The 24,540-nt window shown below is 61.9% G+C and carries 19 protein-coding genes; 9 read left to right on the top strand and 10 right to left on the bottom strand.

The window, feature by feature from the left end; genetic code table 11:
- Positions 1–9 precede the first annotated feature (9 nt).
- Together CUJ84_RS15470 and CUJ84_RS15465 are read right to left on the bottom strand one after the other, a co-directional pair.
- On the bottom strand, positions 10–1,356 hold the full coding sequence (locus CUJ84_RS15470; protein ID WP_105006861.1) for a sigma-54-dependent transcriptional regulator: 1,347 nt from the start codon (positions 1,354–1,356) through the stop codon (positions 10–12).
- 4 nt (positions 1,357–1,360) lie between these two features.
- Positions 1,361–3,229: a sensor histidine kinase gene (locus tag CUJ84_RS15465; protein WP_105006860.1), complete on the bottom strand. Its 1,869-nt coding sequence runs from the start codon at positions 3,227–3,229 to the stop codon at positions 1,361–1,363.
- Between the two features lie 226 nt (positions 3,230–3,455).
- Here CUJ84_RS15465 and CUJ84_RS15460 point away from each other — a divergent pair, with 226 nt between their 5' ends.
- The gene (locus tag CUJ84_RS15460; protein WP_027683619.1) at positions 3,456–4,790 is read left to right on the top strand and encodes a dicarboxylate/amino acid:cation symporter; all 1,335 of its coding nucleotides are present in this window, start codon (positions 3,456–3,458) and stop codon (positions 4,788–4,790) included.
- A gap of 73 nt (positions 4,791–4,863) precedes the next feature.
- On the opposite strand, the gene CUJ84_RS15455 is transcribed toward CUJ84_RS15460, so the two are convergent.
- Together CUJ84_RS15455 and greA are read right to left on the bottom strand one after the other, a co-directional pair.
- Entirely contained in the window at positions 4,864–5,922 is a 1,059-nt protein-coding gene (locus CUJ84_RS15455) for a glycosyltransferase family 4 protein (RefSeq protein WP_105006859.1), read from the bottom strand.
- A 27-nt stretch (positions 5,923–5,949) separates the two neighbouring features.
- Positions 5,950–6,426 (bottom strand): transcription elongation factor GreA, encoded by a 477-nt coding sequence (greA, locus tag CUJ84_RS15450; RefSeq protein WP_003541639.1) that lies wholly within the window; start codon positions 6,424–6,426, stop codon positions 5,950–5,952.
- Between the two features lie 253 nt (positions 6,427–6,679).
- Between greA and CUJ84_RS15445 the strand changes: the two genes are divergently transcribed.
- Positions 6,680–7,912, top strand: a complete 1,233-nt coding sequence (locus CUJ84_RS15445) for a putative DNA modification/repair radical SAM protein (RefSeq protein ID WP_105006858.1) — start codon at positions 6,680–6,682, stop codon at positions 7,910–7,912.
- The gene (locus CUJ84_RS15440) at positions 7,912–9,366 is read left to right on the top strand and encodes a UdgX family uracil-DNA binding protein (protein ID WP_105006857.1); all 1,455 of its coding nucleotides are present in this window, start codon (positions 7,912–7,914) and stop codon (positions 9,364–9,366) included. The genes CUJ84_RS15445 and CUJ84_RS15440 overlap by 1 nt, the downstream gene beginning before the upstream one ends.
- Positions 9,367–9,442: 76 nt before the next feature.
- On the opposite strand, the gene carB is transcribed toward CUJ84_RS15440, so the two are convergent.
- Both carB and CUJ84_RS15430 read right to left on the bottom strand, forming a co-directional pair.
- A complete protein-coding gene (carB, locus tag CUJ84_RS15435; RefSeq protein WP_105006856.1) occupies positions 9,443–12,931 on the bottom strand; it encodes a carbamoyl-phosphate synthase large subunit in 3,489 nt (1,162 codons plus the stop codon).
- Between the two features lie 373 nt (positions 12,932–13,304).
- On the bottom strand, positions 13,305–14,081 hold the full coding sequence (locus tag CUJ84_RS15430) for a LytTR family DNA-binding domain-containing protein (RefSeq protein ID WP_105006855.1): 777 nt from the start codon (positions 14,079–14,081) through the stop codon (positions 13,305–13,307).
- Between the two features lie 47 nt (positions 14,082–14,128).
- Between CUJ84_RS15430 and CUJ84_RS15425 the strand changes: the two genes are divergently transcribed.
- Together CUJ84_RS15425 and ypfJ are read left to right on the top strand one after the other, a co-directional pair.
- Positions 14,129–14,659, top strand: a complete 531-nt coding sequence (locus CUJ84_RS15425) for a DUF2306 domain-containing protein (RefSeq protein ID WP_105006854.1) — start codon at positions 14,129–14,131, stop codon at positions 14,657–14,659.
- Between the two features lie 77 nt (positions 14,660–14,736).
- Entirely contained in the window at positions 14,737–15,657 is a 921-nt protein-coding gene (ypfJ, locus tag CUJ84_RS15420) for a KPN_02809 family neutral zinc metallopeptidase (RefSeq protein WP_105006853.1), read from the top strand.
- A 56-nt stretch (positions 15,658–15,713) separates the two neighbouring features.
- Here ypfJ and CUJ84_RS15415 read toward each other — a convergent pair whose 3' ends face one another.
- Positions 15,714–16,709, bottom strand: coding sequence for an aldo/keto reductase (locus tag CUJ84_RS15415; RefSeq protein ID WP_105006852.1), 996 nt, complete (start codon positions 16,707–16,709; stop codon positions 15,714–15,716).
- 110 nt (positions 16,710–16,819) lie between these two features.
- Here CUJ84_RS15415 and CUJ84_RS15410 point away from each other — a divergent pair, with 110 nt between their 5' ends.
- The 3 genes from CUJ84_RS15410 (at position 16,820) to CUJ84_RS15400 (ending at position 20,660) form a co-directional block, all read left to right on the top strand.
- Positions 16,820–17,731 carry a LysR family transcriptional regulator gene (locus tag CUJ84_RS15410; RefSeq protein ID WP_105006851.1) on the top strand — a complete coding sequence of 304 codons (912 nt, stop codon included), beginning with the start codon at positions 16,820–16,822 and terminating at the stop codon, positions 17,729–17,731.
- 138 nt (positions 17,732–17,869) lie between these two features.
- Positions 17,870–19,114, top strand: a complete 1,245-nt coding sequence (locus CUJ84_RS15405) for a TCR/Tet family MFS transporter (protein ID WP_105006850.1) — start codon at positions 17,870–17,872, stop codon at positions 19,112–19,114.
- Between the two features lie 142 nt (positions 19,115–19,256).
- Positions 19,257–20,660, top strand: a complete 1,404-nt coding sequence (locus tag CUJ84_RS15400; protein ID WP_105006849.1) for an MATE family efflux transporter — start codon at positions 19,257–19,259, stop codon at positions 20,658–20,660.
- A gap of 10 nt (positions 20,661–20,670) precedes the next feature.
- Here the strand turns inward: CUJ84_RS15400 and CUJ84_RS15395 are convergent, their stop codons facing one another.
- Positions 20,671–20,991 (bottom strand): antibiotic biosynthesis monooxygenase family protein, encoded by a 321-nt coding sequence (locus CUJ84_RS15395; RefSeq protein WP_105006848.1) that lies wholly within the window; start codon positions 20,989–20,991, stop codon positions 20,671–20,673.
- A gap of 128 nt (positions 20,992–21,119) precedes the next feature.
- On the bottom strand, positions 21,120–22,325 hold the full coding sequence (gene carA, locus CUJ84_RS15390) for a glutamine-hydrolyzing carbamoyl-phosphate synthase small subunit (protein WP_105008202.1): 1,206 nt from the start codon (positions 22,323–22,325) through the stop codon (positions 21,120–21,122).
- 273 nt (positions 22,326–22,598) lie between these two features.
- Here carA and CUJ84_RS15385 point away from each other — a divergent pair, with 273 nt between their 5' ends.
- A complete protein-coding gene (locus CUJ84_RS15385) occupies positions 22,599–23,054 on the top strand; it encodes a GatB/YqeY domain-containing protein (protein WP_012758386.1) in 456 nt (151 codons plus the stop codon).
- Between the two features lie 3 nt (positions 23,055–23,057).
- Here CUJ84_RS15385 and CUJ84_RS15380 read toward each other — a convergent pair whose 3' ends face one another.
- Positions 23,058–23,948 carry a hypothetical protein gene (locus CUJ84_RS15380; protein ID WP_105006847.1) on the bottom strand — a complete coding sequence of 297 codons (891 nt, stop codon included), beginning with the start codon at positions 23,946–23,948 and terminating at the stop codon, positions 23,058–23,060.
- Positions 23,949–24,540: the final 592 nt, after the last annotated feature.

Here is a 24,540-nt window from a genome sequence, read left to right as displayed (position 1 = left end):
TCATCGCGATTACTTGCGCGAGATATAGCCGCCCCGGTTGATGCCGTGGCGCTGAAGTTTGTCATAAAACGTCTTTCTCGGAATACCGAGCGCCTCGATGGTGCGGCGCACGTCACCATCATTGGCCGACAGCGTGTCACGGATGATCTCCGCCTCGTACTGTTCCAGCCGTTCCGGCAGCGTCGCAGCCGTCGGCTGGGGAGGGACCGCTGCCGCTCCGCCGCCTTCCACGCCAAGCACGACGCGTTCGGCATAATGCGAGAGCTCGCGGACATTGCCCGGCCATGTGTGCGAGGCGAGATGCCGCCGCACGTCGGGTGAAAGCGGTGGGACATCGCGACGGAAGCGCTCCGCGGCGCGAGCGGCGAAGTGGGAAAACAGCAGCGGAATATCGTCGCGGCGTTCTCTCAGCGGCGGAATGGAGATCGTCACGACATTCAGCCTGTAATAGAGATCCTCGCGAAAATCGCCGCGGACCGCGGGATCCCCGAGGTCGATCTTGGCAGCCGCGACGACGCGAAGATCGACCGGGCGCACCTCATTGGTGCCGAGCGGCGTGATCTCGCGCATCTCCAGCACTCTCAGCATCTTGACCTGCGTGGCGGCCGGCATGCTTTCGATTTCGTCGAGGAACAGCGTGCCGCCGCTTGCATGTTCGATGCGGCCCGTGCGGCGCTTCTGGGCGCCGGTAAAGGCGCCGGCTTCGTGGCCGAACAACTCGCTTTCGATGACAGTTTCGGGCAGGGCGCCACAATTCAGCGCCACGAAATTGCCCCTCCGGCGGTGGCTCCACTGATGCAGGATCTGGGCAACCACTTCCTTGCCGCTGCCCGTTTCGCCGGCGACGAGCACATCCACATCGGTATCGGCGATGTGGCGAAGAATGTTTCTGAGGTTTTCCATGACAGGCGTCTGGCCAATCAGCGGCAAGTTCTCCTGCGCATCTTCGGCTGCTTTCCGCAGCATGCGGTTCTCCAGAACAAGCCGCCGTTTCTCGCTTGCGCGACGCACGCTCTGCACGAGCCGATCGGCTGCGAAGGGCTTGGCGATGAAATCATAGGCGCCGTCCTGGATCGCCTGAACGGCCATCGGAATATCGCCGTGGCCGGTCATCAGGATCACCGGCAGGTCGACATCCATCCCTTGCAGCGTGGCGAAGAGTTGCAGTCCGTCGATCTCGGGCATGCGGATATCGGTGACGACGGGGCCGGCAAAGTCCGCCGGCAGGTCCGCCAGCGCGGCTTTCGCACCGTCATAGGCGGAAACGGAAAATCCGGCGAGTTCGAGCGTCTGCGCGGTGGCACGGCGCAGATCCTTGTCGTCGTCGATCAGCGCAACGGGCATCAGTGTGTCCATGACCTCAAGCCTTCCTCAACTGAACGATGAACCGGGTTCCGTCGCTGTCGCTTGCAACCTCCATCCGGCCGCCATAGTCGCCGACGATATCCTTGGAGATGACGAGGCCAAGGCCGAGACCGCTTTCCTTCGAGGTGTTGAATGGCGTGAACAAGCCTTTGCGGATCTCCGGCGGAATGCCGGGGCCGTTGTCGGCGACCGTCACCGTTACCATCCCTGCATCGGTTGATGTTCTGATCTCGACGCGACCCTCTCCGGCCTTCGGTGCCACCGCCTCCAGGGCATTCTGAAGCAGGTTGATGAGCACCTGCTCGAGGCGGATCCGGTTTCCCATCACCTGCAGTTCGTCGGGCGGCAGGTCGATGTCGAGCGTATCCATGCGGCCGGCAAACCGGCTGCGCAACAACATCACCGCCCCCTCGATGACGTCCTTCAATCCGGTTGGTTCGGCGCTGCCGCGGCCTTTGCGGGCAAAGGTCTTCAGCTCCTCGGTGATCGAACCGATGCGCTCCGTCAGCGCCGCAATGCTTTCGAGATTTTCGCCGGCAGGCGCCGTCTGGCCGCGATCGAGGAAGGTGCGGGCATTATCGGCATAGGCACGGATGGTCGCCACCGGCTGGTTGATCTCATGGGCAACGCCGGCGGCCACCTGACCCAGGATGGCCAACCGGTTGGCCTGCACCAGATCCTGTTGCACGGCTTGCAGCTTCTGCTCCGTGCTCTTATGGCCGATGATTTCAGCCTGCAACCGGTCCCGCGCCTGGCTGAGATCCAGCGTTCGCTCGATTACCCGCCGTTCCAGTTCCTCCCGCGCCTGCTGTTCGCGAGAGATTCGCAGGGCGATCGTATGGCGGCGGCGCAAGAGGAAGGCTGCTGCGGCCAGCAGCGGCAAGAGTATGAGCAAGGCCAGCATGCGGGCTTCGCGAATCCCCGCATCGACGGACGGCCCCAGTGCCACCAGATGCTGCAAATGCCATCCGCTCGCCGGAACCGACGTTGCGACATCGAGGAACCTGGTTTTCCCGGCATCGCCAGGCATGACGATCTCGACGACATCGAGACTGTCGCCGAGGTTTCGGACCATATCGAGTGGCAAGGGTTGAAGCGGCGCATCGCCGAATTGAAGGCTTTCGCGGATCGCCGTCAGCCGGTCTTCGGCGATTCGGCCGATCGTCATGAACCGCCATGACGGAAGACTGGTGATGAGGACAATGCCGCGCTCGTCAACGACGTAGGACGGGGTGCCTGAGGCGTTCCAATCCGCCTCGACGTCGTCGAATTCGACCTTGACCACAACGACACCCAGCAAGCCATGGCTGCCCGAAATCCGCTGGGAGATATAGAGACCCGGTTTCTTGCTGACCGTGCCGAGCGCGAAGTGCTCGGCCTGTCCTCGTTCGACCGCCCCCTGAAAATACTCCCGGAAGCGGTAGTCATTGCCGACGAAGCTCGTCGGTTCGCGCCAGTTGCTGGCCGAAACCGCCATGCCGTCCTTGTCGATGACATAGATGACGGCGGCTTTGGTGCCCGCTGCCAGCATTTCCAGCTTCTGATTGAGCCGGTCGAACGTGCCGACATCGCTGCCTGCCAGTGCCGCGGCGATCGCGGTGTCCTGCGATAGCACGAAGGGAAGCGCCCGGTATTTTTCGAGGACCGTGCGCAGCAACGCCGCATTCAGCCTCGCATCCATGCGGGCCTGTTCCTCGAGGGCAGCCTCCGCCCGGTGCCGGCCGATCTCGCCGCTGGCCCACAGGCTTGCGACTACAGCGACGAGGGCGAGCACGGCATAGGCCCACCACATCCGGCGGATGCGGTGTTGCACGGGTAGGGAAGGCCACAATTTCTGCGACACGGACATGGCGGATTTGTGCATTTTTCTGCACGAAACGCAAAGGGATTTGTGCGGATTTCCGCATTGCTTAATTAGCCCATCAGCAGTTCCGTAAATTTTTCCTTAATAAATTCAATCTGTTGAAGGGGCGGCTTAAAACTGGCACGCCGATTGCGAAGGAGGTGGCAACAACGGCTGAGCTGTTGGACTTGAAGCGAACGGCTCGGGAGGCCGGAGTTTGTTCCGGACGAGCCATTAGGAGGACATCATGATCGCAGCACCACTCGATGCAGTCGCAGGCAGCAAGGGCAAGAAGCCCTTTTATAGCCATCTTTACGTTCAGGTTCTCGTGGCCATCGCTGCGGGTATCCTTCTCGGCCATTTCTATCCCGAATTCGGCACCCAGCTGAAGCCGCTCGGCGATGCCTTCATCAAGCTCGTCAAGATGATCATCGCACCGGTGATCTTTCTGACGGTTGCGACCGGCATTGCCGGCATGAGCGACCTGCAGAAGGTCGGCCGCGTCGCCGGCAAGGCGATGCTCTACTTCCTGACCTTCTCGACGGCGGCGCTCGTCATCGGCATGATCGTCGCCAATGTCGTCCAGCCCGGCGCCGGCATGAACATCGATCCGGCCTCGCTGGACCCGGCTGCCGTCGCCAGCTACGCCGCCAAGGCGCATGAGCAGAGCATCGTCGGCTTCCTCACCAACATCATCCCGACGACGATCGTCGGCGCCTTTGCCGATGGCGACATTCTGCAGGTGCTGTTCTTCTCGGTGCTCTTCGGTATTGCGCTCGCCATGGTCGGCGAAAAGAGCGAACCGGTCGTCAACTTCCTCAATGCCTTGACGGCGCCCGTGTTCAAGCTCGTCGCCATCCTGATGAAGGCTGCCCCGATCGGCGCCTTCGGCGCCATGGCATTCACCATCGGCAAATACGGCGTCGGGTCGATCGCCAACCTCGCCATGCTGATCGGCACCTTCTACGTCACCTCTCTGCTCTTCGTGCTCGTCGTTCTCGGTGCTGTTGCCCGCTACAACGGTTTCTCGATCGTGGCGCTGCTGCGCTACATCAAGGAAGAACTGCTGCTGGTCCTCGGCACCTCGTCTTCGGAGGCAGCGCTTCCGGGACTGATGAACAAGATGGAAAAGGCCGGTTGCAAGCGCTCGGTCGTCGGCCTCGTCATCCCCACAGGCTATTCCTTCAATCTTGACGGCACCAACATCTACATGACGCTGGCTGCCTTGTTCATTGCTCAGGCAACCGGCATCCATCTCTCCTGGGGTGATCAGATCCTGCTGCTGCTGGTGGCGATGCTGAGCTCGAAGGGTGCCGCAGGCATCACCGGTGCCGGCTTCATCACGCTTGCCGCAACGCTCTCCGTCGTCCCATCCGTGCCGGTCGCCGGCATGGCGCTCATCCTCGGCATCGACCGCTTCATGTCGGAATGCCGGGCGCTGACCAACCTCGTCGGCAATGCCGTGGCGACGATCGTCGTCGCACGTTGGGAAAACGAGCTGGATACGGCGCAGCTTGCTGCGGCACTGGGCGGCCAGACCGGAGAGGATACTTCGGCTGCCGGGCTGCAGCCGGCCGAATAGTCAGCCGCTATCCCCTTATCCTTAGAATCCCTGCAGCGGCCCGTCATCCAACGGGCCGTTTCTCTTTTCTGCTTCAGCTGCGATTGTCGCCGAGAAGGCTGTTATAAACGGCGCCGATCGCGCTCGCTTCCTTCTCCAGCGCGAAATTCGCCCTGACATGCCGCAGCGCATTCTCGCCATGTGCGATCGCCAGAGCGGGATCGGCGATATAGGGCGCGATTGCCCGCGTCAGCGCCTCGCCATCGCCGGCGACGACGACCGAACCCGTCTCGCCCGTGACGATGAGCTCGGCATAGGCGCCCGCATCCGATGCCACCACCGCAGTCCGCGAGGCCATGGCTTCGAGCGGCGTCAGGCCAAAACCCTCGTTGCGGGAGGGGGCGACGTAAAGCGTCAGGCGGCGATACCAGATCTTGATGTCAGGCACTTCGCCGAGGAAGAGGATACGGTCGCTCAGCCCAGCGGCGGCGACATCCGCCTTGAGTTTGTCAGCGAATGCCACGTGCTCCGCCGTCACGCGGCCAGAGACGACTGCCGTCCACTCAATATGCTGCGGCAGCAGTTCGATCATCGCCCTGACGAAAAGATCAGTGCCTTTCTGATGGCGCACACGGCCGAAGCAGCCGACGAGATGGCGGCCGGGCAGGCCGGTGGCGGCGATGCCGTCCTCTGCAGTTTCCGGCGGATGGAACAGGGCAAGGTCGACGCCGTGCTGGATGACCGTGTGCGGCACCTCGAGGAACGAGCCGGAACGGTCGCTGGTCGCGATGACGGCATCCATGCGGCGGATCAGCCATTTCGTATAGGCGGTGTGGCGGCGTTGCGCGGCCGAGGTAAAAAGAAGCTTCAGCGGCATGCGCGTGAGATGGCGAAGCAGGATGCCGACGGCCATCTCGTTGTTGCGGCGAGCGTGCCAGACACGCCGGCGCCGGCGCGCCGGAGGGCGCCAGAGGCCAAGGAGCTGCCGCCACTTAAGTTTCGGCAGGTCCTCCGGCAGGCCGGGGCCGAGTGTCGCGATCTTGATGCCGAGCCGGATCTGGCATGGGATGAGCTGGACGATCGTCGACGTGACGCCGGAGAGCCGGCGCTTGAAATTGGGCGCAATGATCTCGACGTCACGGATATCAGGCAAGGGAGGGGTCTCGCGGCTCGGGGGCGATCAGCCCCAGGAAACCTGGAGGATTTCGTAGGCCTTGGAGCCGCCCGGCGCGTTGACCTCGATGGAATCGCCGACTTCCTTGCCGATCAGCGCACGGGCGATTGGCGAGGAGATGGAGATGCGGCCAGCCTTGACGTCGGCTTCCTGGTCGCCGACGATCTGGTAGGTCTTTTCTTCCTCGGTGTCCTCGTCGATGAGCTTCACCTTGGCGCCGAACTTGATCTTGTCGCCCGACATCTTGGTGAGGTCGATGACCTCGGCGCGTGCCGTCAGGTCTTCCAGCTCGCTGATGCGGCCTTCATTGTGGCTCTGGGCTTCCTTGGCGGCGTGGTATTCGGCGTTTTCGGAAAGGTCGCCATGAGCACGGGCTTCGGCGATCGCCTCGATGATTCGGGGGCGCTCCTCCTGCTGACGCCAGCGCAGCTCTTCCTGCAGCTTGACGAAACCGCCCGGTGTCATCGGTACCTTTTCAACCATTTTTCTGTCCTTCAATCCTTGTGTCCGCACAATCAGCGGCGAACACAAAAGAAAACAGGTCCCGAAGGGGAGCTTCGGAACCGTGCCACAATCTTAGTCGGACGCTTATAGCAGATCGCCAAGGCCGATTTCCAGAAAATTCGCATAAAAGAAACGCGGCTCGCCCCGATATCAGGTGGTGCGACTTTAAAATGGGCAGAAATCGGACCGTCCTGATTGACTTTACATACAAGAACATATAGCGAACATACTAATGAAGAAGTCGCTCACAGAACGCTTGGCCATCCTTTCCGATGCCGCGAAATATGACGCTTCCTGCGCTTCCAGCGGCACGGTGAAACGTGATTCCCTGGCAAGTGGCGGACTCGGTTCGACCGAGGGATCCGGCATCTGTCATGCCTACGCCCCGGACGGGCGGTGCATTTCGCTTTTGAAAATACTGCTGACCAATTTCTGCATCTACGACTGCGCCTATTGCGTCAATCGCTCGTCGAGCAATGTCGAACGGGCGCGCTTTACGCCCGATGAGGTCATCTGGCTGACGCTGGAATTCTACCGCCGCAACTATATCGAAGGCCTGTTCCTTTCCTCTGGCATTATTCGATCGTCTGATTACACCATGGAAGAGATGGTCCGCATCGTCCGCGAACTGCGTGTGACCCATAATTTCCGCGGCTATATCCATCTGAAATCGATCCCTGAGGCGTCGCCGCGTCTGATCGAGGAGGCGGGGCTTCATGCCGACAGGCTGTCGCTCAATATCGAGTTGCCGACGGATCACGGCATCACCCGCTTCGCGCCGGAAAAGAAGCCTGCCAATATCCGACGATCGATGGGAGATCTGAGGCGGAAGATCGAGGCCGCCGGCGAACCGACGCTGCGGACGAAGAAGCGTCAGCGTTTCGTGCCGGCCGGCCAGAGCACACAGATGATCGTCGGCGCCGATGGCGCGAACGATGCGACGATCCTTGCGACCAGCGGCCGGCTTTACAGCAGCTACGGGCTGAAGCGCGTCTATTATTCCGCCTTCAGCCCGATTCCGGATTCGTCGAAAAATCTGCCGCTGATCAAGCCGCCGCTGATGCGGGAACACCGGCTCTATCAGGCTGATTGGCTCTATCGATTCTACGGTTTCGGCATCGACGAGATCACCGCGAACCAGGCGGGCGGTATGCTCGATCTCACCCTCGACCCCAAACTTGCCTGGGCGCTCGCCAACCGGGCCGAATTTCCCGTCGATATCAACAGGGCCGAGCGCGAGCGGTTGCTGCGCGTGCCCGGTCTCGGCACCAAGACAGTCAAAGCGATCGTTTCGGCCCGGCGTTTTCGCCGGTTGCGGCTCGACGATCTCCAGCGGCTCGGCATTTCGATCAAGAAGGTTCAGTCCTTCATCTCGGCGGAAGGCTGGTCGCCGCGCCGATTGATCGAGCGCCCCGACCTTCGCGCCATGTTCGAACCGCAACCCGAACAATTGTCGCTGCTGTGATGCGCCGGGTCGTGCTAGCAGGACGCGGGGAGCTTGCCGAATGGCGCGACGCCGCGCGCGCTTTCGCGGCTGCGGGCATCCTGCCGGAAGAGATCGATTGGTGCGAAAAAGGCGCGGAGCCGGACCTTGCGTTTCAACGCGACGCCATGCCGCCGGCGCCTGTCATGGCACGCAAGCCGATGACGGTGCCGCCCGCCTTCATCGAGCTTGTGGAGACAGTTCTCTGCCATTCCGACCCGGCGCGCTTTTCCCTGCTTTACCGCCTGCTTTGGCGGCTGCAACTGGACCGGCAACTGCTTGAAGTGGCTTCCGACGAGGACGTCGCCCGCGCCAGGCTGATGGCGAAAAACGTTCAACGCGACGCGCACAAGATGACGGCCTTCGTCCGCTTCAAGGAGGTTGGTGCGGTATCGGCCGACCGTCGAAAATTCCTCGCCTGGTTCGAGCCGGATCACCATATCGTCAGGCGCACAGCGCCTTTTTTCCAACGGCGCTTCACCGATATGGACTGGCTGATCGCCACGCCCGAGGGGTCTGCCGCCTGGGACGGCGAGCGGCTGACGATCAGCGACGAGCCGTGCGGAAAACCCAATCTCACCGATGCTGCCGATGAACTTTGGCGCACCTACTACGCCAGCATTTTCAATCCGGCGCGGTTGAAGCTGAAGGCGATGCAGGCGGAGATGCCGAAAAAATACTGGAAGAACCTGCCGGAAGCCGATCTCATCCCTGGGCTGATCGCATCGGCGGAGAGCAAGGTGGGGGCCATGGCCGGACGGGAGGCGACCCAGTCGTTGCCCTTTCACGATCGCCTGCAGGAAGCCGCGCGCACTATTCCGGCCGAGCCCGAAGCGCCGGCGGGCACGCTGGAAGCGCTACGCGCTGAAGCTGCGGCCTGCACCCGTTGTCCGCTTCATGCGAAGGCGACACAAACCGTATTCGGGGAAGGTCCGCGCAATGCCGAGGTGATGTTCGTCGGCGAGCAGCCGGGCGACCAGGAGGATATATCAGGGCGCCCCTTCGTCGGTCCCGCCGGCAGGCTTCTCGATCAAGTGATCACAGAAGCGGGCATCGACCGCTCAATGCTTTACGTCACCAATGCCGTCAAGCATTTCAAATATGAGCCGCGCGACAAACGTCGCATCCATCAGAAGCCCAATATGAGCGAGGTGAAGCATTGCCGCTGGTGGCTCAATCTGGAGATGGCGCTGATCAAGCCGAAGCTGGTCGTTGCGATGGGGGCGACGGCGCTTTCGGCGCTGACCGATACGAAACAGCGGCTGCAGGATGTCAGGGGGAAAGCGATCGCGATCGACGAGAGGCGAACGCTCTTCGTGACGGTGCATCCATCCTATCTGCTGCGTATTCCCGACGAGCGGCTGAAAGCGGAGGAACTGGCACGATTTCGCGAAGATATGCTGACAATTCAGCGCCTTATGCTTGCGGCTGCATAAACTGATTCCGAAGCCCCGGCGATGCTCCAATGGCAAGGCTGGCGCCATCGCTGATCGAGCGATGGCGTTCCGTATCTCAGGCGAAGTAGCTCTGCAGCGGCCGTACTTCCAGATTACCGGCCTTCAGCGCCTTGATTGCCTGGGCGGCGGCCTCGGCGCCTGCCATCGTCGTGTAATAGGGCACCTTCTGCATCAGCGTCGCACGGCGCAGCGACTTGGAGTCCGAGATCGCCTTGTTGCCATCGGTGGTGTTGATGACGAGCTGGACCTGGCGGTTGCGGATCGCGTCCTCGATGTGCGGACGGCCTTCCAGCACCTTGTTGATCTTGGTGGCGGTGATACCGTTTTCGGCGAGGAAGCGGGCGGTGCCGCCGGTCGCCAGCACTTTGAAGCCCTGTTCGACGAGGATGCTGATCGCCGGCAGCACGCGCGGCTTGTCGGCGTCGCGCACGGAGACGAAGACCGTGCCGTCACGCGGCAACTCGACGCCGGCGCCGAGCTGCGACTTGGCGAAGGCCAGTGCAAAATCGGTATCGAGGCCGATGACTTCTCCGGTCGAGCGCATTTCCGGGCCGAGCAGCGTGTCGACGCCGGGGAAACGGGCAAAGGGGAAGACGGCTTCCTTGACGGCGATGTGCTTCAGCTTGCGCGGATCGGGCTTTTCGCCGTAGGCGGCGAAGGTCGCATCGAGTTTTTCGCCGGCCATGACGCGGGCGGCGATCTTGGCGATCGGCGCGCCGATGGTCTTGGCGACGAAGGGCACGGTGCGCGAGGCGCGCGGATTGACTTCGAGAACGTAGACGGTGCCGTCCTTGATGGCGAACTGGACGTTCATCAGGCCGCCGACGTTGAGGGCCTTGGCCATCGCCTTGGCCTGGCGCTCCAGCTCGTCGAGCATCTCGTTGGAGAGCGTGCGCGGCGGCAGCGAGCAGGCGCTGTCGCCGGAATGGATGCCGGCTTCCTCGATATGCTCCATGATGCCGGCGACATAGACGTCGGTGCCGTCGGAGAGGCAGTCGACGTCGACTTCGATGGCGTGGCTGAGATAGCTGTCGAAGAGTAGCGGGTTCTTGCCGAGCAGAGTGTTGATCTGGCCGGTCTTGTCGTTGGGGTAACGCTGCTTGATATCCTCAGGCACCAGTTCAGGCACGGTATCAAGCAGGTAGCTCTGCAGCTGGCCTTCCGAATGCAGGATCTGCATGGCGCGGCCGCCAAGCACGTAAGAGGGACGCACGACCAGCGGGAAGCCGATTTCGGTGGCGACCATGCGGGCCTGCTCAACCGAATAGGCGATGCCGTTGTTCGGCTGGTTAAGGTCGAGCTTCATCAGGAGCTTCTGGAAGCGGTCGCGGTCCTCGGCAAGGTCGATCATGTCAGGCGCGGTGCCGAGGATCGGGATGCCGTTCTTTTCCAGCGCCTCGGCAAGCTTCAGCGGCGTCTGGCCGCCGAACTGGACGATGACGCCGACGACTTCGCCCTTTTCCTGTTCTGCCCGCAGAATCTCGATCACGTCCTCGGCCGTCAGCGGCTCGAAATAGAGGCGGTCTGACGTGTCGTAATCGGTCGAGACGGTTTCCGGGTTGCAGTTGATCATGATCGCCTCATAACCCGCATCCTTCAGCGCGAAGGCGGCGTGGCAGCAGCAATAGTCGAACTCGATGCCCTGGCCGATACGGTTCGGGCCACCGCCAAGGATGACGACCTTCTTGCGGTCGGAGACTTCAGCCTCGGAGCGGGCGGCGCCGACGAAAGGCGTCTCATAGGTCGAATACATATAGGCGGTCGGCGAGGCGAACTCGGCCGCACAGGTATCGATGCGCTTGAAGACAGGGCGGACATTCAGCTTGTTGCGGAATTCGGCGACTTCCTTCGGGCGCTTGCCGGTCAGCGTCGCCAGACGCGCGTCGGAGAAGCCCATGGCCTTCAGCATGCGCAGGTTTGTGGCATCCTGCGGCAGGCCGTGCTCGCGGATGCGAGCCTCCATCTCGACGATCGCCTTCAGTTCGGCGATGAACCAGGGATCGATCTTGCAGCCTTCGTGGACTTCAGCTTCGCTCATGCCCTGGCGTAGCGCCTGGGCGACCATGCGCAGGCGATCGGGCGTCGGTGTGCCGATTGCGGCGCGGATAGCGTTCTGGCTGGATTCGCCCTCTTCAAAGCCGGGGATCTCGATCTCGTCGAGGCCGGTCAGGCCGGTTTCGAGGCCGCGCAGTGCCTTCTGCAGTGATTCGGCGAAGGTGCGGCCGATCGCCATGACTTCACCGACCGATTTCATCGCGGTCGTCAGCACCGGCGAGGCGCCGGGGAATTTCTCGAAGGCGAAACGCGGGATCTTGGTGACGACGTAGTCGATCGACGGTTCGAAGGAGGCAGGCGTTGCGCCGCCGGTGATGTCGTTATCCAGTTCGTCGAGCGTATAGCCGATCGCCAGCTTGGCGGCGATCTTGGCGATCGGGAAACCGGTGGCCTTGGAGGCGAGCGCCGACGAGCGCGAGACGCGCGGGTTCATTTCGATGACGACGAGACGGCCGTCCTTCGGATTGACGGCGAACTGGACGTTCGAGCCGCCGGTCTCGACCCCAATCTCGCGCAGCACCGCGATCGAGGCGTTGCGCATGATCTGGTATTCCTTGTCCGTCAGCGTCAGCGCCGGCGCGACGGTGATCGAATCGCCAGTATGGACGCCCATCGGGTCGATGTTCTCGATCGAGCAGATGATGATGCAGTTGTCCGCCTTGTCGCGGACGACCTCCATTTCATATTCCTTCCAGCCGAGCACCGATTCTTCGACCAGCACTTCGGTGGTCGGCGAGGCATCGAGGCCGCCGCCGACGATCTCGAAGAATTCCGAGCGGTTGTAAGCGATGCCGCCGCCGGTGCCGCCGAGCGTGAAGGAGGGACGGATAATGGCGGGCAGGCCGACATGGTCGATCGCCTGGGCGGCAATTGCCATGGCATGGCTCATGTAACGCTGCTTGCGATCGCTCTCACCGAGGTTCCACTGGTTTTCCAGCTCGTCCAGCGCCTTGTCGAGGTCGGATCCCGAGAGGCTTTCGCGCAGCTTGACGCGTTCGGCCTCGTGCGTCTTGCGGTCGAGGTCCTTGATGTCGGTGGCGTTCGCCAGCATCGAGCGCGGCGTTTCCAGCCCGATACGGGCCATTGCCTCGCGAAACAGCGCGCGGTCTTCGGCCATGTCGATGGCGGCGGGCTTGGCGCCGATCATCTCGACATTGTAGCGGTCGAGCACACCCATGCGCTTCAGCGAAAGGGCGGTGTTCAGCGCCGTCTGGCCGCCCATGGTCGGCAGCAGCGCATCCGGGCGCTCCTTGGCGATGATCTTGGCGACGACCTCAGGGGTGATCGGCTCGACATAGGTGGCGTCGGCAAGACCCGGATCGGTCATGATCGTCGCCGGGTTGGAGTTGACGAGGATGACGCGGTAGCCTTCCTCCTTCAGCGCCTTGCAGGCCTGGGTACCAGAATAGTCGAACTCACAGGCCTGGCCGATGACGATCGGTCCCGCGCCGATGATGAGGATCGATTTGATATCTTGGCGCTTCGGCATGAGTGCTTCCGTTTTCTGGCTGCGCAGAAAGCCGGCCAGGGTGGGATGATCACCGGGTCGGGTCGCGCATGCTGGGTCTTTTCAGGCTAGAAGCGGCTTATAGGCAAATGTATTTGCAAACGGAACCCCATAAATCGCGGAATCGACAGGAATCCAACACGGCGCGAAAGACTATTTCCCATCAGACACGACCGCCAGCCGGATTTCGCCGCCGCCCTGCTTCCGGAAGAGCGAAAGCGGGAGTCCCGTCAAGCGCCTACGGCGCCGCGCGTCTTTTCAGACGCGCAAAGGACGCTGTAGCATTTTGAATGGCTGTATAATTTTCTCCTGAAATCGATTCCGATTTAAGGAATTATGCAGTAGCGCGTCTTCTTTACGTGAAGCGGCGGCGCACATTCTCGGCATAGCTGCGACTGACCGGGATTTTCGTGCCGTCGCGGGTGAGGATCAGCAGCCTGCCATTGTCGCGTTTCAGGCTTTCGACATGGGCGTCGGCCACCCAGTGCGAGCGATGTACGCGAAGGCCCGGCGTTGCGGCGGTTTCCTTCAGCGCGTCGGCAAAACGCAAGAGCACCAGTTCGCGCCCGCGGCTGGTCACCACCTCTGTATAGTGATCCTGGACGGAAAGGCGCAGCAGCGAGCCGCGATTCTCAGGCTTCAGCCGGTCGAGGATCGAGGTGCCGGGGCTGGTTTCCTCAGGAACTGCGGCTTCGGCGATTTTCTGGCTCATCGCCATGTAGGTCAAAAGGCAGAAGAGGGCGCAGAGCGGCAACGCAAAAAGCGCGCGCTGCAGGCCGCTTTGCAGCGTCGTCGTTTCGCCGGTGAAGGCATAATCGACGAGGCCGATGGCAAAACCGATCGGCAGGGCGGCGGCGAGCGAGCCCGCCATCATGCGGGCGAACATGGACGCGACCATCCCGTGCAGCAGCCTTTCGGCCGTGACTGCGCAGAGGATGGCGATCGCCCAGGCGACGGCATGCAGGCTCAGCCAGTAGCCGAGGCGTTCGCCGAAGGCCATGCTTTGCATCGTGCCGTAGGGACCGGTGACGGCAAAGAGCAGGACGATCGCGGCAAAGGTTCCCCAGAAACGCCGGGAGTGGAGAAAGACCTGCAATTCGCGAAGCGTGGATTGCAAGAAGGGGTGAATCACGAAGTTTTCCTGCCGTTTGCGCGGTTCGGATTGAGGAAGATGAAGTCTTGTCGGAAAGAGCGATCGAATTCAACCGGATGCCGCTCATGACCCTCGAACCGCTCCTCGACGCCCCGCTCGCCGTTCAGATCCATGTTGCCGCCGTTACGCCGGCGGCACTTCTCGGCGCCTATATCCTGCTGCGCCCGAAGGGCACGCCGCTGCACCGGCTGCTCGGCAGGATCTGGATGGCGCTGATGGTTGTAACGGCGATTTCGAGCTTCTTCATTCATGAGCTCGATCTCTTCTACGGGTTCAGCCCGATCCATCTTCTGTCGATCGCAACATTGTTCGGCAGCTGGAATGCGATTGCGGCGGCTCGTCGCGGCGATATCCGTCTGCACAAGCGCATCGTCGCCGGCCTTTATTTCGGCGGCATCGTCTTTGCCGGCCTGTTCACTTTCGTGCCTGGTCGGATCATGCATGCGGTCGTCTTCACCGGCGCAGAATGGCCGGCGGCCCTTGCCGCGGCGGTGATCGGCTCGATCCTGGTCGCAATCGTGCTGCGCCGCCGACGCGGGGGCCTGATTGCCCGATGAAGTCGCTGGAATTCCGGCCGCCGACGGATATATAGATTCCTTGAGTGCAAGCACAGGCATTGCCGGGGAGAGCGAAGATGGAATGGAGAGGCCGGCGTCAGTCCGATAATATCGAGGATCGCCGCAGCGATCCGACCGGTGGCGGTTTCGGCCGCGGCGGCGGCTTTAATTTCCCCTCCGGCGGCGGCGTTCGCCGCGCCGGCGGCGGCCTCAGCATCGGCACGATCATCTTTCTCGTCGTCATCTATTTTATCTTCAAGGCGATGGGCATCGACCTGATGCAGGTGCTCGATACCGGCGGCACGACGAGCGGTCCCGGCTACGAGCAGAGCCAGTCCGGCGGAACACGCACGCCCGCCAATGACGAGATGACTGCTTTCATGCGCACCGTTCTTGCCGAGACCGAAGATACCTGGAAGGGCATCTTCCAGGCGCAGGGCCAGAATTACGAGGAGCCACGCCTCGTGCTGTTCTCGGGCTCGACGGCATCGGCCTGCGGCTCCGCATCATCTGCAACAGGCCCGTTCTACTGCCCCAGCGACCACAAGGTCTATCTCGATACCGAATTCTTCCAGGAGCTTTCCGACCGCTTCGGCGCGTCGGGCGATTTCGCCGAGGCCTATGTCGTTGCTCACGAGGTCGGCCATCACGTGCAGAACCTGCTTGGCATCCTGCCGAAGTTCAACCAGGCTCGTCAGCGCATGAGCGAGGCCGAGGCCAACAAAATGTCGGTGCGCGTCGAGTTGCAGGCCGATTGCTTCGCCGGCATCTGGGGCAAATATACCCAGCAGAAGGGCCTGCTGGAGTCAGGCGATCTGGAGGAGGCGCTGAACGCCGCCCAGCAGATCGGCGACGACACGCTGCAGAAGCGGTCACAGGGTTACGTCGTGCCGGAAAGCTTCAACCACGGCACCTCGGAGCAGCGCGTCAGATGGTTCAAGCGTGGCTTCGACAGCGGCCAGCTGTCAGCCTGCGATACGTTCTCCGGCCCGATTTGAGGAGAAGATGAAGGGGCGCATGGCACAAAGCACATCGCAGCCCCTTCCATCTTTGCTTACTTCTCGCTGTCCATATGCTGCAGCATATGCTCGGGATAACGCCCACCTGCGGCCGCGTCTTTCGGCACGGCGCGTTCGATGATGGCGAAATCGTCTGGCGACAGGTCGACGGCGCGTGAGCCGAGCGCCTCGGTCAGCCGGTCGCGGCGGCGAGCGCCGATGATCGGGACGATATCCTTGCCCTTGGCGGCGACCCAGGCGATGGCGATCTGGGCGACAGAGACGCTCTTTGCCTCGGCAATCCCACGCAGCTTCTCCACCAGAGCGAGGTTCTGCTCGATATTGCCTTCCTGGAAGCGCGGGCTGTAGGCGCGGAAATCGCCGGCCGTCCCACCCTGGCCCTTTTGCCAGTGGCCACTGATCAGGCCGCGCGAGAGCACGCCGTAGGCGGTGATCGAAATGCCGAGTTCACGTGTCGTTGGCAGGATCTTCTCCTCAATGCCGCGCGAGATCAGCGAATATTCGATCTGCAGGTCGACGATCGGGGCAACAGTGGCGGCGCGGCGGATCGTGTCGGCGCCGACTTCCGACAGGCCGATATGCCTGACATAACCTGCCTTGACCATGTCGGCGATGGCGCCGACCGTGTCCTCGATCGGCACGTTCGGATCGAGGCGGGCGGGGCGATAGATGTCGATATAGTCGACGCCGAGGCGCTGCAGCGTATAGCTGAGGAAGTTCTTCACCGCGACCGGGCGGGCGTCGAAGCCGCTCCAGCCGCCGACGGGATCGCGCAGGCCGCCGAACTTGACGCTGACGACGGCGTCCTCGCGCCTGCGGCCTTTCAATGCCTCGCCAATCAGCATTTCGTTATGGCCCATGCCATAGAAATCGCCGGTGTCGAGCAGGTTGATGCCGACATCGAGCGCGGCATGGATCGTCGCGATGCTTTCTGCGCGATCGGAGGGGCCATACATGCCCGACATGCCCATGCAGCCGAGGCCGATGGCCGAGACATCGGGTCCGGTCTTTCCCAAACGATAGGTCTGCATTGTCTTCTCCTTCTTCTGTGCCGGGTGGCGCTGCCGGACGCCGTTTTACCGCTTTCGCATTTGTGCGACAATCCGGATAGTGTCGAACGGGCCGTACGGAAAAATGCACAATGAACGATCTTCCCCTGAGTGATCTGGATGCCTTCACGGCAATTGCAAGGGAGCGAAGCTTCCGCGCCGCCGCCCGCAAGCGCGGGGTTTCAGCGTCTTCGCTGAGCGAGTCGCTCAGGCGGCTGGAGGAGCGGCTCGGCGTGCGCCTGCTCAACCGGACGACGCGCAGCGTCACGCCGACGGCCGCCGGCGAACGATTGCTGGCGCAGCTGGCGCCGGCGCTCAGTGAGGTCGCGGCCGCACTCGGCGCGCTCGACAGTTTCCGCGACAGGCCGGCCGGCACGCTGCGGCTCAATGTGCCGACGATCGCGGCGCGGCTGTTCTTGCCCGACATTGCCTGCCGGTTCCTGAAGCTTTATCCCGAGATCGAGCTGGAGATCGTCGCCGAGGATACGTTCATCGACGTGCTCGCCGCCGGTTTCGATGCCGGCATCCGTTATGACGAGCGGATCGAGCGCGACATGATCGCTGTACCGATCGGCCCGCGCCGGCAGCGCTACATCACCGCCGCTTCGCCGGCCTATCTCCAGGAAAGGGGCGTACCGCAGCATCCGCGTGATCTGCTGGAGCACAACTGTATCCGGCACCGTTTCCTCAGCGGGGCCGCGCTCACCTGGGAATTCGAGCGTGGCGGCGAGACTCTGGCCATCTCGCCGAGCGGTGCGCTGACTTCCAATTCAATCGAGGTGGAGCTTGCCGCGGCGATCGCGGGACTGGGCATCATCGGCTCATTCCAGGAGCTTCTGGAACCGAGCCTCGCCTCCGGTCAACTGGTCGCTATCCTCGACGATTGGGTGAGCGAATTTTCCGGCCCATATCTCTACTACGCCAGCCGACGGCATATGCCGGCACCGTTACGCGCTTTCATCGATTTTCTGAAGCTGGATCGGCAGCGCGCGGCCTCCGGTTGAGGCCTCTCACAAAGTTCCCGTTGAGCATTATCAAAAACTTTGAAATGTTCACGGATTGTTTCGGTTTCTTTTCTGAGCTATGTCATTTTCTCGGCGATGAGATCGTCTTTTCAGAACCAACCGCTGTAGAGATGCCTCATGCTTGACCCTAAATTCGTTCGCCGCGGCCTTTTCCTGGTCTTCATCATCCTCTTCCTCGACATTATCGGCATCGCCATCATCATGCCGGTGCTGCCCGCCTATCTGGAGCAACTGACCGGCGGCAGCGTCAGCGACGCGGCGATCGACGGCGGCTGGCTGATGCTGGTCTATGCCGGCATGCAATTCCTGTTCGCGCCGCTGCTCGGAAATCTGTCCGACCGTTTCGGCCGCCGGCCGATCCTTTTGCTTTCGGTGCTGACCTTCGCGATCGACAATTTCATCTGCGGCATTGCCACCAGCTTCTGGATGCTGTTCGTCGGCCGCGTGCTGGCCGGCATTAGCGGCGGCAGTTTCGCCACCTGCTCGGCCTATATCGCCGATATCAGCACGGAGGAGAACCGGGCGAAGAATTTCGGGCTGATCGGCATCGCCTTCGGCGTCGGCTTCACCATCGGCCCCGTCGTCGGCGGTGTCCTCGGCGAATTCGGCCCGCGTGTGCCATTCCTCGGCGCGGCCGCGCTATCGCTTGTCAATTTCATCGCCGCCTGCTTCCTGCTGCCGGAGACACTGGAGGCGAAGAACCGCCGCCGGTTCGAGTGGAAACGCGCCAACCCGCTCGGCGCTTTGCGCCAGATGCGCCATTATCCCGGCATCGGCTGGGTCAGCCTCGTCATGTTCCTGTTCTTCCTGGCACATGCCGTCTATCCCTCGGTCTGGGCGTTCGTCTCGACCTATCGCTACGGCTGGAGCGAAGGACAGATCGGCCTGTCGCTCGGTATTTACGGCATCGGCGCCGCGATCGTCATGGGCCTGGTTCTGCCGCGGATCGTGCCGGTGCTCGGCGAGTGGAAGACCGCTCTTCTCGGCCTCTGCTTCTCGGCCGTCGGTCTCACCGGTTATGCCTTCGCCTGGGAGGGCTGGGTCGTCTATGTCATCATCGTTGCGACTGTCATGGAAAACGTCGCTGATCCGCCGCTGCGCAGCATTGCCGCCGGCATGGTGCCGCCCTCGGCGCAGGGCGAGCTGCAGGGCGCGCTCACCAGCCTCAGCAGCATCACCACCATCGCCGGGCCGCTGATCTTCACGCAGATGTTCGGTTATTTCACGCGGCCCGAGGCGCCGGTCACCTTTGCCGGCGCGCCCTATCTTGCCGCCGCCCTATTCATCCTGGTGGCCGCCGGCGTGTTCCTCGTTCGGGTCCGGATCCGTGAGTCGGCCGAGGCGTTGGAAGCGGCAGGTTGATCGATCAGAAACGCTGATGTGATGATGAATTTTTCATCATCTGCCTCATTTGGGGTAGTTCTTTGCGGAGCTTTGATCTAAGTCCGGATGATATTTCGCCGCAAGCTGCGGCGACGCATATTTCAATCACAGGACTGGTGTCATGGACACGCCGATCGACGCGCGCAGACTTGCGCCGACAGCAGATAATCGTTGGAGCGCACATTTCCGTGCAACGCTGGCGCTCGGCATTCCGCTGATCGGCGCGCAACTCGCCCAACTCGGCATCAACACCACCGACGTGATGATCGTCGGCCGCCTCGGCGCCGAGCATCTGGCGGCGATGGTGCTTGCGGCACAGTTCCTGTTCACAATCCTGATCTTCGGCTCGGGCTTTGCCATCGCCGTCATTCCGATGGTGGCGCAGGCCTATGGCCGCGGCGACGTCGTCTCGGTGCGCCGGTCGCTGCGCATGGGTCTGTGGGTAGTGATCGCCTATTGGGTCATCATGCAGCCGGCCTTCTTCAATTCGGAGCAGATCCTTCTCTTTGCGCAGCAGAAGCCCGAGGTGGCCAAGCTCGCCCACGGCTACATCATGATCGGCCAGTTCGGCGTGCTGCCGGCGCTGCTCTTCAACGTCATGCGCGCGCTGGTCAGCGCCATCGGCAAGGCGGGCATCATCCTCAACGTCACCATCGCCACGCTGGTGATGAACGCGATCTTCGCCTATATGCTCGTGCTCGGCCATTTCGGCTTTCCGGCGATGGGGCTCGAAGGTGCTGCGATCGTTTCGGTCGTCGTGCAGACGGCCGGCTTCCTCTTCATCCTGGCTTTCGTGCAGCGACGGGAGGAGACCCGGCGCTACGAGATCTTCGTGCGGTTCTGGAAGCCCGACTGGCATGCGCTGCTGGAGGTCATCCGCCTCGGTTTCCCGATCAGCGTCACCATCCTTGCCGAGGTCAGCCTGTTCACGGTGGCTTCGCTCCTGATGGGCCATATCGGCACGATCGAGCTTGCCGCTCATGGCATCGCCCTGCAATGGGCCTCGATCGCCTTCATGATCCCGCTCGGCCTCAGCCAGGCGGCAACGGTGCGCGTCGGTGTCGCGCACGGGCAGGGCGACTATCAGGGGTTGGTGCGCGCTTCGATCATGGTGCTGATCCTCGCCTGCGCCATTTCGGCGGTGGGTTCGGTGCTCTTTGCCACCATGCCGCAATTCCTCGGCAGCTGGTTCCTCGACGTCAATTCGGCCGAGGCGCCCGAGGTGCTTGCCTATGCTGGGCCGCTGATCGTCGTTGCCGGGCTTTTCCAGCTCGTCGACGGGCTACAGGTGATCGCCAACGGATTGCTGCGCGGCCTCAAGGACGCACGCGTGCCGATGATCATGGCGTTGATCGCCTACTGGCCGATCGGCTTCTTCCTCGCCTGGGCCTTTGCCTTCCCGCTGGGTTTCGGCGGCATCGGCATCTGGTTCGGCTTCCTCGTCGGGCTGGCAGCCGCCGCCGTCATGCTCTGCGCGCGCTTCTACCTTCTCCTTCGCCGCGAAGGAGTGACGGCCAGCGCCTGATATCTCCTGATCAGGCTGCGACCGGCTTGTAGCCGGCGATATCGGCGCGGATGCCGAGCCGTTCGAACATTTCCTGCGGACTAAGGTTCGCCGTCGCCTGCGCGGCGGTGACCGCTGCCTGCGACTGCTCGAACGCCTCGGCATTTTCCCATTCGGCGATCGTCACGAAGTTGAATTCGCCGGGGCCTGCGACCTGTTCCAGGACAGAGTGGCGAGTGAAGCCTTGCTGCGTCTGCAGCAATGTATGTGTGCACACCATATGCATCAGGAACTCGTCGCGCGCCGGAGGTGGCACGGCGAACTTGTCGATCCTGTAGAAAACGCCGTTCATCCGGTTTTCTCCCGCATCAGATGTTTGCAGGCAGATCTGTAATTCCTCAAGATAAGTTGAGGTCAATATACGAATGAAGAAAAAGGCCCACTTGGGTGGGCCTTCATCTAAACGGGCATTATTTGAAATCAGCGTTCGGCGAGCGCCGGTTCGCCCTTCTTCTCGCGCACCATGTTGATGAAGCGACGGAAGAGATAGTGGCTGTCCTGCGGGCCGGGAGAGGCTTCCGGATGATGCTGGACGGAGAAGACCTGCTTGCCGAGGACGCGCAGGCCGCAATTGGTGCCGTCGAAAAGCGAAATATGAGTCTCTTCAACACCATCTGGCAGCGACTTCGAGTCGACCGCGAAGCCGTGGTTCATCGAGACGATCTCGACCTTGCCTGTGGTATGGTCCTTGACAGGGTGGTTGGCGCCGTGGTGGCCCTGATGCATCTTTTCGGTCTTCGCGCCGAGTGCGAGGCCCAGCATCTGGTGGCCGAGGCAGATGCCGAAGACCGGGATATCGGTCTTAACAAGCGTCTTGATCACAGGCACGGCATATTCACCGGTTGCCGCCGGATCGCCCGGGCCGTTCGACAGGAAGATGCCGTCCGGCTGCATGGCGAGCACATCTTCGGCACTCGTTGCGGCAGGCACGACAGTCACCTTGCAGCCGAGCCCGGCAAACAGGCGCAGGATGTTGCGCTTGACGCCGTAATCCAGGCAGACGACGTGGTATTTCGCGTCCGTCGCCTTGAGTTCACCGTAACCTTCATTCCACACCCACGGCGTTTCGGTCCATTGCGAGGACTGGCCCGACGAGGCAATCTTGGCGAGGTCGAGACCTTCGAGGCCGCTCCAAGCTTTGGCTTCGGCCTTCAGCGTCTCGATGTCGAAGACGCCGTTCGGGTCGTGGGCGATCACCGCGTTCGGGGCGCCGTTCTCACGGATCCAGGCGGTCAGCGCGCGTGTGTCGATGCCGCAAAGGCCGATGACGCCGCGGGCCTTCAGCCATTGGTCGAGGTGCTTGGCGGCGCGGTAGTTCGAGGGGTCAGTGATATCGGCCTTGAAGATGACGCCGACGGCACCATGGCGGGCGGCAGGGGTCAAATCCTCGATGTCTTCATCGTTGGTGCCGATATTGCCGATATGCGGGAAGGTGAAGGTGACGATTTGGCCGAGATAGGAGGGGTCCGTCAGGATCTCCTCATAGCCGGTCAGCGCGGTGTTGAAGACCACTTCGGCAGGCACCTTGCCGGTGGCGCCGATGCCCTTGCCTTCGATGACCGTGCCGTCGGCAAGAACGAGCAGGGCGGTCGGCTTCTCGATTGTCCAGGGTGCTGTCGCGGTCATCTTCATCCCGTTTCCGGCGTTCGGTGCGCGCGTTGCCGCGGCTCGCCGCCTTTTGATCTCGCAGGCGCGTGGACGCGGCAATGCCGCGCGCTTCAGGCCTGATCACGAATTTTGGTGCAGGTGGCGGTAAATAGCCACGCAATCGCTTGCGGTCAATCTTTGTAGCCGAGATTGCGGCCGTTTTCCTGCGCTTTATCGCAATGACCGCGCAATTTATTTGATCCCCCGCATCAGCGTGGTTTATGAAGCGGCATCAAAACAGGAGTGAAGACCATGCTGCGCGATCAACTCGCCACCCAGCTGAAAGAGGCGATGAAGGCCAAGAATGCGGAGCGGCTTTCCACCGTCCGGCTGATTCAGGCCGCGGTCAAGGACCGCGATATCGCCAACCGCGGCACCGGTAAGGAGCAGGCGAGCGACGACGAGATCCTGCAGATTCTCGCCAAAATGGTGAAGCAGCGTGACGAATCGGCAAAGATCTACGAGGAGAATTCCCGGCCGGAGCTTGCCGCCAAGGAGCGCGCCGAAATCATCGTCATCCAGGATTTCATGCCGAAGCAGCTTTCGGACGGCGAAGTGCGCGCCAATGTCTCGGCGATCATCGCCGAGACCGGTGCCGCGGGCGCCAAGGACATGGGCAAGGTAATGGCGGCGCTGAAGGAGCGTTATGCCGGCCAGATGGATTTCGCCAAGGCATCGGCGACCGTCAAGGAACTGTTGAACGGATAAGCCTTAGATAACCCGTCTTGCCTGCGGTTCGTCACGGACCGCAGGCCCGAGCACCGCTTCGGCGGCGGCATCGATGATGGCGAATTTCGCCGCCTGATAATTCCAATATTCGCGGATGAAATGGGCCGACAGCCAGAAGTCGCCCTTGCGGGAGGGTTCGGTCCAGCCGATACTCTCCATGGTCGCTGCCTGCATCAGAAGCCGCTTCAGATGGGTGTTGGAGATCATGAACTGTTCGCGGATTTCCCTGAGCGACAGAGGGCCAAGCACGACGCGGTCCGCCGTCCTTGGAAATTCGGGAAGGCGCGAGATCAGGTAGTCCATCACCAGCCCGCCGGAATTTGCCCAGTTGAAGAGGTTGAAGGTGGCGCCCGGATTACGCACCGCTTCACTTCCTATGATCGCCCTTGCAATCAGTGGCTGGATCGCTGCCATCATCGCCGAGGGGTTGGCGGTGATCTTATCGGCGCGCTCACCGCCGTCGAGGCTGTCGAGGATCATCATATGGGCGACGAGCCATCGGGTGAAATGCTGCTCGGCGATTTCGGTGGGCTCGAGGTAGCGTGTGCGCTTATCGGGGCCGGGAACCGGTCGCAGGAAGCGATAGGCCAGCATTTCCTGCATGAAGGCCGCGGCCGTGTTGCGGCTGGCGATGTTGTTCCTGACCGCAAAATCGATGAAGCGGCCGGAATAGAGGCCGCCGCTCTTCCCGTCGTCGGAATAACCGTAGTGAAGCGCAAAGCCGGCATGGGCCATCAGCCAGCGCTGCTGCGCGGCGAAGATCGAAGCGATGCGCGGGCTCTCGCGATAGATGGCGAGCATCTGATCGGCGCAATGGAGGATGGCAGCGAGAAAGCGATCGTCTGCTGCAAGATTATCCGCGGTAAAAGCCATTTGGAGAGGTCCAGGGAGTTCGGCGCATACATCTTTCATGCAAGCGCCGCCTGTCAACGATTTTATCGATAAGCGGTTAATTTTAAAGGGAGAGTTGTCGCAGGAGAGCCAAAAATTTAAGAAGGCAGGAGCTGGGGGCGCTCCTGCCTTCTTGCTCTTTGCGTCCACCGGCACGCAGGGCCGAAGCCCAAGCCGGAGGGTATTTGCAAAGGCACCCTTGCGAAGCGGCGCCGGGGGTAGGGATGGTGCTTCGCTCGGGGATCGCTTTGTTGAGATCGAACCTATTGCGGCGCGGCGGCTTATTCAAATTACAAAAAAATAATAATTGCCGGAATCGGCGGTTTGGGAGGCGTCGAAGCGGATCCTCGGGAGGTGGCGCTAGGGATGATGAGGAGCAATCATCTGAGGGGATAATCTTTTGTTTCCAAAAGATTTTCTCTCAATTCTGTTAGAGGTCGCCGCTCCTGCTCAAGCTTTTCTGACGGCAGAATTCCGGCTCCGAAGGGACAATAATGTCGCACCCTGTCGCAGGGGGCGATAACGCGTTGTTGATTGGATAACCGGAGGCGGCAATGATGGCCGCATAGCCTGT

Origin of the sequence: Rhizobium leguminosarum, from assembly GCF_002953715.1 — a bacterium.
Lineage (GTDB): Bacteria > Pseudomonadota > Alphaproteobacteria > Rhizobiales > Rhizobiaceae > Rhizobium > Rhizobium leguminosarum_V.
This window is presented reverse-complemented; position numbering and strand designations above follow the sequence as displayed.

Bases quoted from the DNA above. Each gene is read 5' to 3' on its own strand.
- CUJ84_RS15470 (WP_105006861.1), bottom strand. From the start codon at position 1,356: ATGGACACACTGATGCCCGTTGCGCTGATCGACGACGACAAGGATCTG.
- CUJ84_RS15465 (WP_105006860.1), bottom strand. From the start codon at position 3,229: ATGCACAAATCCGCCATGTCCGTGTCGCAGAAATTGTGGCCTTCCCTA.
- CUJ84_RS15460 (WP_027683619.1), top strand. From the start codon at position 3,456: ATGATCGCAGCACCACTCGATGCAGTCGCAGGCAGCAAGGGCAAGAAG.
- greA (WP_003541639.1), bottom strand. From the start codon at position 6,426: ATGGTTGAAAAGGTACCGATGACACCGGGCGGTTTCGTCAAGCTGCAG.
- CUJ84_RS15445 (WP_105006858.1), top strand. From the start codon at position 6,680: ATGAAGAAGTCGCTCACAGAACGCTTGGCCATCCTTTCCGATGCCGCG.
- CUJ84_RS15440 (WP_105006857.1), top strand. From the start codon at position 7,912: ATGCGCCGGGTCGTGCTAGCAGGACGCGGGGAGCTTGCCGAATGGCGC.
- carB (WP_105006856.1), bottom strand. From the start codon at position 12,931: ATGCCGAAGCGCCAAGATATCAAATCGATCCTCATCATCGGCGCGGGA.
- ypfJ (WP_105006853.1), top strand. From the start codon at position 14,737: ATGGAATGGAGAGGCCGGCGTCAGTCCGATAATATCGAGGATCGCCGC.
- CUJ84_RS15415 (WP_105006852.1), bottom strand. From the start codon at position 16,709: ATGCAGACCTATCGTTTGGGAAAGACCGGACCCGATGTCTCGGCCATC.
- CUJ84_RS15410 (WP_105006851.1), top strand. From the start codon at position 16,820: ATGAACGATCTTCCCCTGAGTGATCTGGATGCCTTCACGGCAATTGCA.
- CUJ84_RS15405 (WP_105006850.1), top strand. From the start codon at position 17,870: ATGCTTGACCCTAAATTCGTTCGCCGCGGCCTTTTCCTGGTCTTCATC.
- CUJ84_RS15400 (WP_105006849.1), top strand. From the start codon at position 19,257: ATGGACACGCCGATCGACGCGCGCAGACTTGCGCCGACAGCAGATAAT.
- CUJ84_RS15395 (WP_105006848.1), bottom strand. From the start codon at position 20,991: ATGAACGGCGTTTTCTACAGGATCGACAAGTTCGCCGTGCCACCTCCG.
- carA (WP_105008202.1), bottom strand. From the start codon at position 22,325: ATGACCGCGACAGCACCCTGGACAATCGAGAAGCCGACCGCCCTGCTC.
- CUJ84_RS15385 (WP_012758386.1), top strand. From the start codon at position 22,599: ATGCTGCGCGATCAACTCGCCACCCAGCTGAAAGAGGCGATGAAGGCC.
- CUJ84_RS15380 (WP_105006847.1), bottom strand. From the start codon at position 23,948: ATGGCTTTTACCGCGGATAATCTTGCAGCAGACGATCGCTTTCTCGCT.